The organism is Jeotgalibacillus proteolyticus (genome assembly GCF_002926065.1).
GTDB classification, from domain to species: Bacteria; Bacillota; Bacilli; order Bacillales; family Jeotgalibacillaceae; genus Jeotgalibacillus; species Jeotgalibacillus proteolyticus.
Genome location: NZ_PREZ01000001.1, coordinates 471,985 through 484,408 on the forward strand (window position 1 = coordinate 471,985; position 12,424 = coordinate 484,408).

Annotated in this window: 10 protein-coding genes; 3 read left to right on the top strand and 7 right to left on the bottom strand. The window is 39.9% G+C overall.

The window, feature by feature from the left end:
• Nucleotides 1-109: 109 nt before the first annotated feature.
• From nhaC to C4B60_RS02435, 3 genes are all read right to left on the bottom strand, one after another.
• On the bottom strand, nucleotides 110-1,489 hold the full coding sequence (gene nhaC / locus C4B60_RS02425; protein WP_104056375.1) for a Na+/H+ antiporter NhaC: 1,380 nt from the start codon (nucleotides 1,487-1,489) through the stop codon (nucleotides 110-112).
• A gap of 158 nt (nucleotides 1,490-1,647) precedes the next feature.
• Complete coding sequence (locus C4B60_RS02430; RefSeq protein ID WP_104056377.1) at nucleotides 1,648-2,679, bottom strand: EAL domain-containing protein; 1,032 nt, start codon at nucleotides 2,677-2,679, stop codon at nucleotides 1,648-1,650.
• A 233-nt stretch (nucleotides 2,680-2,912) separates the two neighbouring features.
• Entirely contained in the window at nucleotides 2,913-4,481 is a 1,569-nt protein-coding gene (locus tag C4B60_RS02435; protein WP_104056378.1) for a peptide chain release factor 3, read from the bottom strand.
• Nucleotides 4,482-4,719: 238 nt separating this feature from the next.
• On the opposite strand from C4B60_RS02435, the gene C4B60_RS02440 reads away from it, so the two are divergent.
• Nucleotides 4,720-5,520, top strand: coding sequence for a DUF4397 domain-containing protein (locus C4B60_RS02440; protein ID WP_104056380.1), 801 nt, complete (start codon nucleotides 4,720-4,722; stop codon nucleotides 5,518-5,520).
• Nucleotides 5,521-5,594: 74 nt separating this feature from the next.
• Here the strand turns inward: C4B60_RS02440 and C4B60_RS02445 are convergent, their stop codons facing one another.
• Nucleotides 5,595-5,834 (bottom strand): YueH family protein, encoded by a 240-nt coding sequence (locus C4B60_RS02445; protein ID WP_104056382.1) that lies wholly within the window; start codon nucleotides 5,832-5,834, stop codon nucleotides 5,595-5,597.
• A 136-nt stretch (nucleotides 5,835-5,970) separates the two neighbouring features.
• Between C4B60_RS02445 and C4B60_RS02450 the strand changes: the two genes are divergently transcribed.
• Complete coding sequence (locus C4B60_RS02450) at nucleotides 5,971-7,191, top strand: NupC/NupG family nucleoside CNT transporter (protein ID WP_104056384.1); 1,221 nt, start codon at nucleotides 5,971-5,973, stop codon at nucleotides 7,189-7,191.
• Nucleotides 7,192-7,246: 55 nt separating this feature from the next.
• Here C4B60_RS02450 and C4B60_RS02455 read toward each other — a convergent pair whose 3' ends face one another.
• Together C4B60_RS02455 and C4B60_RS02460 are read right to left on the bottom strand one after the other, a co-directional pair.
• On the bottom strand, nucleotides 7,247-8,710 hold the full coding sequence (locus tag C4B60_RS02455) for a UDP-N-acetylmuramoyl-L-alanyl-D-glutamate--2,6-diaminopimelate ligase (RefSeq protein WP_104056386.1): 1,464 nt from the start codon (nucleotides 8,708-8,710) through the stop codon (nucleotides 7,247-7,249).
• A gap of 50 nt (nucleotides 8,711-8,760) precedes the next feature.
• Complete coding sequence (locus tag C4B60_RS02460) at nucleotides 8,761-9,810, bottom strand: M42 family metallopeptidase (RefSeq protein ID WP_104056388.1); 1,050 nt, start codon at nucleotides 9,808-9,810, stop codon at nucleotides 8,761-8,763.
• 137 nt (nucleotides 9,811-9,947) lie between these two features.
• Between C4B60_RS02460 and C4B60_RS02465 the strand changes: the two genes are divergently transcribed.
• A complete protein-coding gene (locus C4B60_RS02465; RefSeq protein ID WP_104056390.1) occupies nucleotides 9,948-11,552 on the top strand; it encodes a two-component system sensor histidine kinase NtrB in 1,605 nt (534 codons plus the stop codon).
• An 18-nt stretch (nucleotides 11,553-11,570) separates the two neighbouring features.
• On the opposite strand, the gene C4B60_RS02470 is transcribed toward C4B60_RS02465, so the two are convergent.
• Nucleotides 11,571-12,305, bottom strand: a complete 735-nt coding sequence (locus C4B60_RS02470; RefSeq protein WP_104056391.1) for a PepSY domain-containing protein — start codon at nucleotides 12,303-12,305, stop codon at nucleotides 11,571-11,573.
• Nucleotides 12,306-12,424 lie beyond the last annotated feature (119 nt).

Consider the following 12,424-nt stretch of genomic DNA (forward strand, 5'->3'; position numbering starts at 1 on the left):
TAACTATACTGACAAATGTGTCGCGCTTCAATCTTTAACGCTGCCGTTCACAATATAAACAAAATTAGCTCCCTTCATTCCATTATGAACAAAGGGAGCTGCAAACGAACTATTTTTGTGGGGAAATTGTCCAGCCGGTTTTACTGTAGATCACTGTAAGGACAGGACAAATTAAACAAAAGAATGCATAAGGAAGATAATCCAGCGTAGGCACTTCAAGGACATTTGTTAAGAAAACCCCGCACACCCCCCAAGGAATCAGAGGGTTAATGACGGTTCCGGCGTCCTCTAGAGCTCTTGAAAGATTTTTTCTGGCTAATTTAACCTCATCAGCATGCCTTTTAAAAGACTCCCCTGCAAGCAGGATGGATAAATACTGTTCACCTATAACAACATTTATGCTAAATGCAGCACCTGCTGCAGATAAAAGGACAGAAGAAGTATTTTTTAAGCCGCTTTCCATCATAGAAAGAACCGTCTGGATAATACCAAGCTTAAAAAGAAGACCGCCAAGTCCTAATGCCAAAATAACCAGGGATACAGTAAACATCATCGATGAAATTCCTCCGCGTGTTAAAAGTGAATCAATTTCCTCCACTCCGGTTGCAGATTCATAACCATCAAATAAAATCGCGGCCAGTTGTCCAGCAGAGACGCTGTCATGGAAAAAAGAGATACTTATACTAACTAAAATTGCAGCAGAAAGTGACAACAAGGCCGGCACTTTTTTAATAGCAAGTAAAAACAACAGCAAAATGGGAAGAATAGAATACCAATGAATCAGGCCGGTTTCCGCAAGAAGCTCCTGCATGCGTTCAATCTGTCCGAGCGGCAGCTGTACTTCTCTTTCAGGAGACAGCAGCCCATACCCAACGATTGATAACAAAAAGGCGGGAACAGTCGTCCAAGCCATATTTCTTATGTGCTCGAACAAATCCACATCGACGACAGAAGAGGCCAAATTCGTTGTATCGGATAACGGGGACATTTTATCGCCAAAAAAGGCCCCGGATACTACCGCACCCGCAGTCAGTGCGAGTGAAAAATCAAGTGATGAAGATATTCCTATAAATGCAACTCCTAGAGTAGCTGCAGTAGTTAAGGAGCTGCCGATGCTGATTCCTATTAGTGCTGTTACAACAAAGACGATCGCAAAATAATAAGGCCAGTCAGCAATGCTTAGACCTGCGTACATAAGTGTCGGAATGGTGCCTGAGATCATAAAGGCGCTGATGATCATACCGATGAAGAAAAATAAAAATATTGCGTTCATTCCTGAAGCTGCTCCTGATGACATTCCTTTTTGCAGATCGTGAAACGAAGCCTTTTTCAGAATTCCGAAAGTAAATAACATCAAAATACTTCCCAGAATTGGAATATGCGGGACAGTTCCAATTACAATCATACTCAGGCTTATAATAAGAACAATTAAGACCAGCAGTACGCTGGACTCTAATTTCGATGGCTTAATAATTGGTTCAGTTGTCATATTATTTCCCCCTTAATACAGCAAAAGAACCCCTTTGTCCACTTAAAGGACGAAGAAGTTCTCTTCGATACTTAAACGCTTTTAAGCACTAAAGCGACATTACTTATAATAGCATATTTTACAGGGAAATCAACAGCTCAGAAAACTAATCTTATTATTTATCCAACAATTGTTTTACAGTCTGGCTCTACCGCTTTTTCTGCAGGCTTTCCAAAAAGATACCCCTGGCATAAATCGATTCCAACCTGACTGCATACCTCTAATTCTTCCTTGCGCTCAATTCCCTCTGCAAGAACTTTTATGCCAAGATTTTGAGAGATATGAGATACCTCAGATAGAAAAGAAGATTTTTCTTCATCCTGATCGCAAAAAGTGACAAAAGAACGGTCGATTTTCACATAATCAGGCTCAAGAAGCTTAAGCATTTCAATTGTTGAAAAGCCTGCACCGACATCATCTAATGCAACTTTAATTCCTTCCCTTTTATAGGTTTTGAAAACCGATTTCAAATGGTCTACATCCAGTATCTTCTCAGTTTCAACTACTTCGAACACCAGATCTTCAGGTGCGACCTCATATTTCTTTACCGTATTAAATGTATGCTTTAAGCAAAACTCCGGATTGTAAATCGTAGAAGGCAAAAAATTAATAAAACACTTTGTACCAGGTTTAATTTTTCTCTTTTTTGCCTTAATGGCTTCTTCTCTTGCTCTTTTATCCAACAGCGAATGAAGACCGGTCTTTCTGGCTGTTTCAAATAATTCATAAGGTGAAATCTGCATAGCAGGATCCTTCGCCCTGAGAAGTGATTCATACGCGTATACTTCACCGGTTTTTGTACCGACAATCGGCTGAAGATAGCTGACTAGTTCCCCTTTTTGAATAAAGTCAATAATTTCTTTATTGCGTATTTGCTCTGTAAATTTATCCAAAGAAACCGAAGAAATGGTTTGATTCCCGGACGAAATAATGGTTTTTGCTGTGCTAAAGGATGTACTGAGTGAGAGTAGCCATTCCGACAGCTTTTCCACTTCAGCCAGGGTTTCGTATGTATAATTGATGACTCCATTTGTCACATCCAGCTTATTATTAAATTGATGAATATCTTTATGTAACATATTTTCCACCTTTATAGTACCTGATTCTGGAATCTGAATAGAAATTCCACAATACTCGCATAGTTCATTCATCCTCTTTACCCCCTTTTAAAATAGTTAAATAGTTCTATTACTATCATAATCGATTATAAACAAATATGGAATTTATTATTTAATTAGTTTTTAAATTAAGTAAAGAGGCTGCGACAACAGGATGTCTCAGCCTCTCTACAAGGTGCCCTGCACCTCACGCTATTTATACTATTGTCATCGTTTTTACGAATAAATACTTGTTTATAATTATGTCTCGCTTTGCAACAAATCTCCTACAGTAAGCTAAAGAGCTTAATTCCAGGATGCTTATCAGAAAACCATCGCATCGCAAAATCATTTTCAAAAAGGAACACTAATCGATCATGACGATCTTTTACAAGCATGCTTCTGCTTGAAGACATCGAATCTTTAATGTCCCCTTCATTCTCTACCCATCGTGCAATTTTTGACCCTATATTTTCCATCATTACGTCAACATTATATTCATTTTTCATTCTGTGTTCAAAAACTTCAAATTGCAGCTGACCAACAGCACCTAAAATAACATCTTCCGTTCGAAGTGTTTTATAAAGCTGTATTGCACCTTCTTGAACAAGCTGATTAATCCCTTTATGGAAATGCTTTTGCTTCATGACATTTTTAGCCGTCACGCGCATAAACAGCTCTGGTGTAAATTGTGGAAGCTTTTCAAATTGAAAGCTCTTTTTGCTTTCTGTGATCGTGTCCCCGATCTGATAATTTCCGGTGTCATAAATTCCGATGATATCACCGCTGACTGCCTGATCAACTGTATTTCGGTCATCTGCTAAAAAGGAAGTAGATGAAGATAACTTAATCGTTTTTCCTGTTCGGGCAAGCTGAACTGTCATGCCTCTTTCAAATTTCCCTGAGCAAATACGGAGAAAAGCGATTCTATCGCGATGAGCAGGGTTCATGTTTGCCTGGATTTTAAATACGAACCCGGAGAATTCTTCGTTTTCAGGATCAATTGCACCAGCGTCAGACTGTCTTGGCTGAGGCGAAGGGGCGAACTGAAGATAAGTCTCAAGAAACGTCTGCACACCAAAATTTGTTAACGCTGAGCCAAAAAATACAGGTGTAATGTCCCCGCTTGCAAGCCTTTCTTCTGTGAATTGATTGCCTGCTTCATCCAACAGCATGATGTCCTCAAGTGCCTGATCGTAAAGACCTGATTGTTTAATAGCGTATTCACCTTCAAGCTCTCCGTCTTCATTAAGCGGCAAAAATCGCTCCTGATCTTCTACTCTAAACTGCTCGATTCTTCTATTATGACGGTCGTATATTCCTAAGAATTCTTTCCCCATTCCAATTGGCCAGTTCATGGCGTAGGATTCAATGCCCAAAACCTCTTCAAGCTCCTCCATAATTTCAAGGGGCTCTCTTCCCTGGCGGTCAAGCTTGTTCACGAATGTAAAAATTGGGATTCCTCTCATTTTACAAACTTTAAATAGTTTTAGCGTTTGTGCTTCAATACCCTTTGCAGCATCTATAATCATGACTGCACTGTCAACCGCCATTAGCGTACGGTAGGTATCTTCACTGAAGTCCTGGTGCCCTGGAGTATCAAGGATATTTACCCGCTTGTTGTCATAATCAAATTGCATAACAGATGAAGTTACAGAAATCCCCCGCTGCTTTTCAATCTCCATCCAATCTGACGTTGCATATTTACCTGTTTTTTTCCCTTTTACTGTCCCTGCTGACCGAATCGCTCCTCCGAATAAAAGAAGCTGTTCTGTCAGCGTTGTTTTCCCGGCATCCGGGTGGGATATAATTGCAAACGTCCTTCTGGACGAAACTTCATTTTTTAAAGTAGTCATTTTACTATTCCTCTCGTTCTATAAACTGTCCCTATTAAATGATAGTGCTTCCTACTATGGAATGCAAATGTACATTCCAATAATTCATCAATTTATTTTCATCTCCAGGAGCAGTTATATTAATGGGCCAAGAAATTTTCAACTTAGCACATTCAAACTTGAACAAAAGTTGTTCAAATATTATAAATAAATTGTACACATTAGCTGTGCATACAAAATTAAAAGGAGAGTGACTTAGTTGAAAAAGTTATTTGCTTCAATCTTATCTGCGGTTTTAATGTTGGGAATCCTTGGCGGAGCTGCATTTGCAGACGATCATGGCGATGAAGGCTGGGTAAGAGTAATTCATGCTTCCCCTGATGCACCTGCAGTAGATGTTTATGTCAACGGTGAAGCGGTTGTCGAAGGAGCTGAATTTAAGGCATTCACAGATTATCTTGCACTTCCTGCCGGTGATCACGAGGTTGAGATCTTTCCTTCAGGAGATACAGAAACCGCAGTCTTGTCTGCTGTGTTAACGGTTGAAGCAGGAACCTATTATACGGCTGCAGCAGTAAATTTTCTTGATGACATTGATCTTTCTCTTACTGAAGATGACCTGACGCTTGGTGACGGAATGACAAAAGTCCGAGCTGGTCACTTCTCTCCTGATGCACCTGCAGTTGATGTTGGACTGATTGATGGAGACGCCGTATTTAGCGGAGCGGCTTTCCCTGGTGTAACAGACTTCGCTGAATTAGAAGGAGGCACATATGATCTCGAAGTGCGTACAGCAGAAGGAGATCAGGTGTTAGACCTTTCAGGTACAGCTTTAGAGGAAGGTACAACTTACAGTGTCTATGCAGTGAATAGCCTAGATTCAATTGAGGCTCTTGTTGTAACAGCACCAGGCACTCATTCAATGCCGTCAGAAATGCCGAACACAGGTATGGGTGGTACGGCGAATCAAACGTCTTCACTTCTTCCCTATTTAGTTGCTTTTTCTATCATTAGTGGAGCAGGCGCATTTTTATACCTGCGAAAATTAAATATGAACTAAAATAAGCTAAATCCTTCTTCTGTAAACAGAAGAAGGATTTTTTACTTTCAGGAGTAGTTTTTTAAAAAGAAGCCTTACATTTCTCTTGTCCATTGAAGTATGCGTTGTACAAGCTCTTCTGCTTCCTCTTGGTCAGCCTTCTGTCCAAGTGTTTTTTTCATTTTATCAGCAAGCCCTTCTCCAAATTCATCATATGAAAATAAGATGGACCAATTTAATGAAGGAATCGCAACAAGAACAGATTCTTCTCTTTTATTTTCATGGATAAAAACTTTTCTTTCCTTATTACCGTTAATACTGTTTCTGATTTTCATGGCAATTATTCCTCCTGTTGTCAGACCTCTGACATTAATTCGACTATTTTGTGACTATTATTGAAACGCTTGCATTTGCATTGTAGAATGAGGGTGGTGTTTTGACAAGTTATAAAGAAGAATGGAGAGGTACACCATGTTAAATATTCTCTGGGGATTATTCGGGATTTTAGTTGTTCTCGGAATCGGCTTTGCTTTATCCAATAATAAGAGGTCAATAAAGTGGAGGCCGATACTTGTTGGTCTTGCCATACAGCTTACCTTTGCATTTTTAGTTCTGGTAACAGATCCTGGGCGCAAGGCATTACAAATGTTAACCTTTGGGGTTAATAATATTATTGCTTATGCCAATGAAGGAATTAGTTTTGTTCTTGGCGGGTTTGGCTATGAAGCTGATGGCGGAATGGTCTTTGCTATTAATGTACTTTGTATCATCATTTTCTTTTCTTCTTTAATATCTGTTCTCTATTATTTAAAGATTATGCAGATTGTTATTAAGTTCCTAGGAGGAGGACTTTCCTGGCTTCTTGGAACCAGAAAAGCAGAATCTATGTCTGCTGCTGCAAATATCTTTGTCGGGCAGACAGAAGCTCCTCTAGTTGTTAAGCCGTATATATCAAGTATGAATAATTCGCAGTTATTTGCCGTTATGACGGGTGGTCTTGCTTCTGTAGCGGGCTCCGTGTTAATTGGCTATTCACAGCTTGGTGTTCCGCTGGAATATTTGTTAGCTGCAAGTTTTATGGCAGCACCAGCCGGACTGATTATGGCAAAATTATTTTTCCCTGATACAGACGATAGCCCGGACCCTGAGGATTTACAAATGGCAGCAGATAACGATGCTACAAATGTAGTAGACGCAGCTGCCAAAGGTGCAAGTACAGGTCTTCAGCTTGTGCTGAATGTCGGTGCTATGCTGATTGCTTTTATTGCACTGATTGCCATGCTTAACGGTATTCTTGGAGGAATTGGAGGATTTTTCGGCTTTAATAATCTCTCAATCGAATTAATTCTTGGATACATCTTTGCTCCGCTCGCTTTTGCCATTGGAATCCCATGGAACGAAGCGATTCAAGCCGGAAACTTTATCGGCCAGAAATTGGTGTTAAACGAGTTTGTTGCTTATGCAAATTTTGCTCCAATGATGGATCAGCTATCTGATAAAACGGTCGCAGTTGTTACCTTTGCTCTTTGCGGCTTTGCCAATATTTCTTCATTGGCTATTTTGCTTGGAGGTCTTGGCAATCTTGCTCCTGAACGCCGTCCGGATATCGCACGACTTGGAATCCGTGCTGTTATTGCAGGTGCTTTAGCATCGATGCTTTCTGCTTCTATTGCAGGAATGTTCTTTTTTTAAAAGAATAAATAGAAGAGCCGGCCATTATGGCCGGCTCTTCTTCTATTAGGTTTAATTAAAACCGCTCAGAAATTACTTCCAACGCAATTTCACGGTCACTGTGCGGATATTTAACATTTTCAATAATTTGATAATCCTCATGACCTTTACCAGCAAATATAATAATATCACCAGGCTCCGCTATCCCCATTAAATGCCTAACCGCCTTTTCACGGTCCCCGATTAAAGCAAAATTCTCATGCGTCATGCCTTTTCCCAAATCATTAACGATACTGTCATAGCTTTCGTAGCGGGGATCATCGGTCGTTAACACTACATAATCCGCGAGTGAAGCTTTTTCAGCCATGGTCGGACGTTTCGATTTATCGCGGTTACCGCCTGTTCCAACTAAGAAAAGCACACGGTTTTTCTTAAATGGTAAAACCGATTGAATCGCTTTCTCAATCGCATCAGGTGTGTGTGCATAATCAATATAAATAGATAACGGGGCACTCGTATGTACTCTCTCCATTCTTCCGGATACAGGAGGAATCTCTCTTAAGCGCTCGACAAGTGACGCCACGCTTTCTCCCTTTGCATATAAACTTGCAATGGCAGCCAGGACATTAGATACATTAAAGGTGCCAAGCAGCTGTGTTTCCACTTCAAAAGATCCTTCTGGAGATTCAAGACGGAACAATGTCCGATCATCCAGGTATCTAATATCAGCGGCCCAAAAATCAGCCTTTTGCTCCATGCTGTAGCTAATTACTTCAAAAGGTGTCATTGCAGCATATTGTGAATACCACTCATCATCAAGATTTAAAACGGCAAATTTAGGCTTGGATAAATCCTGCCCCAGCTGAGAAAACAGCAGACCCTTCGCATAGCCGTAGTTTTCCATTGTTCCATGAAAATCAAGGTGATCATGACTCAGATTTGTAAAAGTAACAACATCAAAATCTACTCCCCAAAGCCGGCCTTCTACTAAACCATGAGAAGAAACCTCAAAGATCATATTTTGTATTTGTGCTTCTTTTGCCTGCACAAGCATTCGCTGAGTTGTCAGGATATCACTGGTGGTATTGGCACTTTCAAATAAGGTCCCGTCCAGATCAAATCCGATGGTGCCTGAAAGAGCTGAATGTTCTCCCCCTCTTTTAATCAGCTGATGGATCAGATTGGTCACGGATGTTTTTCCGTTTGTTCCTGTTACCCCAATAACATTCATTTCTTTTGAAGGATACTGATAAAAGCGGTTAGCAGCAAAAGCCAGAGCTCTAGAAGTATTACTCACAACCACAAGCGCAGCTTTTTCCAAGTCAATATCAAGATTTTTTTCAGCCACAATAACAGTTGCTCCGCTTTCCACGGCACGCTGTGCAAAATCATGGCCATCCGTTGTGTGGCCTTTAATACAGAAAAAGATTGAGTTTGGTTTCACGTTACGTGAATCTGCTTCAATGTAATCCACGGTCTGAGGCAGCTCACCAAAAATTGTTTTTAGTTTTAGTAATTTAAAAAGATCAATAGTATTCATTCATTTTTCCTCGCAATTTTCCTAGAATCTATTAACTGGCAATCGCCTGATTAATCTGACAAATCAGAATTAATATACTGGTAAATAAGGGATTCAGTATGATATATCGATGATTCATGTGTTCTTTCAGTGGCGTGTGAGGCATCAATTCCTGCTCCGATCAGACCATGCTTAATATCAAAACCTGCTTTAATCGCTGCTGAAGCGTCAGATCCATAATAAGGATATATGTCAACTTTGTACGCGATATGATGTTTCTTTGCAAGCTCTGTTAAATGTTTTCTAAGGCCATAATGATAGGGGCCGGAACTGTCCTTCGCGCAAATTGAAACCGTAAATTCATCAGAGGCCTGTCCATCTCCCAATGCCCCCATATCAACAGCAATATATTCCACTGTTTCTTCAGGAATATTTGAGTTGCCGCCGTACCCGATTTCTTCATTATTTGCAATAATAAAATGAGTGGTATATGGAAGAGATTCTTTGCCTGAATGAATTTTATCCAGTACATTCATCAGCATCCCCACACTTGCCTTATCATCTAAATGCCTCGATTTAATAAAGCCGCTTGCTGTTATTTCAACTCTCGGGTCGAACGACACAAAGTCCCCAACCTCTATACCGAGCGTTCGGGTGTCTTCTGCTGAATGAACGACTTCATCAAGACGCACTTCTATATTTGATTCATCTCTCGGGGCAGTGCCTGCCTCCTTATAAACATGAACCGACGACTGGTGCAGCAGGATGGTTCCTGTAACGATCTTACCATCACTTGTTTCGATTTTACAATATTCACCTTCTACTGCATTCCACTTAAAACCGCCAATCATTGAAAGCTTTAAACGGCCGCTCGGCTTTATTTCCTTCACCATTGCGCCAAGTGTATCCACATGTGCTGTGAGGACTCTGTGCTTTGATTTATTTTTTCCCTCTACAGTAACAAACAAACTTCCTTTATTATTTTTGCTTGAGGGTATCCCTCTTTCCCCAAGCCAGTTTTGAACAAAGCTGATCACCTTGGAAGTATTTCCAGAAGGACTTGGAATTTTAACCAAATCCTTAATGATTTGTATGGTTTGTTTTGTATTGCTATCCGTCATTATAAAACTCTCCTTTAGTTCAAGACAAGTTTCGTTTACACTATACTATAGTGTACTATAATTACGAGAGTTTTAGCGTAAATCAAGTAAAAATTATACCGTTTAAAGAGCGTGAACATATAGAATGGGGTTTCCAGGTGGATAAACAATTTATTACAGAGAAAAATAAACTGCTAATTAAAATATTGTGGATTGCTTATTCACTTCACTACATCTCATTTGTCGTTACTGAACAGAAATTATTATTCTCAAGTCCGCCTTACGGGTTATTTATCATTGCTGCCATAACAATTCTTGTCTGGAAACTTCCCTCTGCCCCTGCTGCCATGTGGGTTATAGTAGCCGGGACCTATTGCTATATCTTTTATTACAATTGGAGCTACCCTCACCTGGTTAATATTTTGTTCTTTTATTTTGGCATCGTTGTAGCGTCTCTTTACGTAAAAAAACGCATCATTGTTTTTTCGGGTATCGCGACGTCTATATTCATTGCTTATTTCTTTTCACAGTATTACTTAGCCATTCTGACCAACCTTAATGAGGGGGATCTAATCTATCTCTTGCTTTTTTGCCTGCTGCTGACAGTCTATCTGCTGTTTCATGCTTCGTATATTCAACGGATTAACCGCTCGTTTCAGGAAAGCGAAAAAAAGGCCAAAAAAGCTCTGCATTCTAAAAACAGCTATCAGGATCTATTATTTGAATTTGCCCAGGATGCCATTATCGTTTTCGATTTAGATCAAAGGGTCATTGAAGTGAACCCTGCTTTTGAGAAAATCTACGGCTGGACAAGAAAGGAAGCGATCGGAAACATCCTTCCGATCATTCCGGAATCCAGAAGAAAGGAAGCCGAAGTCAGAACGATTAAAATTCTGAACGGCGGACGAATCCCTTCTTTGCATACTCAGGACCTTAAGAAAGATGGCTCGCTAATCGATGTTGAGATCACACTCTCTCCAATACTTGATGAACAAGGGCAGGTTATCGCGATGTCAGCAATTATACGGGATGTAACCTATAAAAAAGAAACCGAACGCCGTTTGATCCAATCAGAAAAATTATCGCTGGCAGGAGAGATGGCAGCAGGGGTTACACATGAAATCAGAAACCCGCTGACCGTTATCTCCGGCTTTATCCAGATGATGAATGAAGATCCGTCCAATCCTTACCAATCCTATACAAAGGTCATGCAATCAGAATTAAAACGGATAAACTTAATTATCAGTGAGTTTTTAGTTCTCTCAAAGCCACAGGCAATTGTGTATAAAAAAGTTTTAATCGATGACCTTATTAAAGAAACAGTATTCCTTTTTGAATCAGAACTCCATCTGCAAAACATACAGATTGACCAGCACTGGGAAGAACAGAACATTCCTATAAACTGTGATGAGAACCAGTTAAAACAGGTAATGCTGAATGTATTTAAAAATGCTGCTGAAGCGATGCCTGAAGGTGGAATTATCCGTTTGGACGTAAAGAAAATTATTTATCATAATGCCTCTTACCTTTCAGTGAGTATTTCTGACAGCGGAAAGGGAATTCCTCCTGAAATCCTACAAAGGATAGGAGAGCCGTTTTTTTCAACGAAAGAAAACGGCACTGGGCTTGGAATGATGATTTCAAATAAAATCCTCCAGTCCCATGGCGGCTTTATAGAAATTAGCAGTGAACTTCATATAGGAACCTCAATAAAAATTGCTTTACCTTTAGAAACAGAAGAGTCCAGCCACACTATTTTGTGATGGCCGGACTTTTTCTAGTTAATCATCCCAGGTAGTAGACATTACATTTCCTGAAATGGCATTGATCTGAACAATTGCTTCTCTGTCGTCTCCTGTTTCAATTTCCACCAGAAAGTAAAAACCTTCTTCTGACTGCTCTAGTTCCACATCATCAACTGTACCTGTTACCTCTGTTAAAGCAATCTCTTTTGCTTTATCTTCGGTTATTGGAACCGGATTTTTGGCTTCTGTTATCTCTGTCGTTTCTGAAATTATTTCTCCTGACGATGGGTCAATTAGCAGGGTGACAACTTTATCATTATCTTTAATTACTGCTTCATAGGCTGCCGAGTTCTGCTTTTGAACCATTTCAAAGGATGTAAGTTCTCCGTTTGAATGCTTTGCTGCAATTTCTTTCACCTCATCTTCAGTAAGGATCTCATCCTTTGAAGGTGTTTCATCTACAGTAGTTGAGCCGCCTTGCTCTGCTGTATTTTCAATTACTTTCAGGGACTCGATTTCCCCGGTATCTTTATTTATTTTCATTTCATAAAGTCCTGATGAAATTTCAAATTCCACTGTATAACCTGAGCTTTGGCGGCTGAGTACTTTAATGTCTCCATCCGGATATCTTTCAAGCACCATTTCGCTTGCACCCTCTTCTGTTAAAGGTTCTGCAGCCTGTATGCTTGTTAGAAGCTGAGTTCCGATGAAAAAAAGAATAACAGCCAATAGCGCCCCGCCGCTCATCCAGAGTATCCGTTGTTTTGTCACTTTTATCACCTCTTTTTAAAGTTACCTTAAGCTTACAGGATGAATATGAGAATTCTATGAGAAAAAGCTTCATTAAAAATTTATTTTGTATAAGTATTCCGATCAAAAACCGTGCGAGG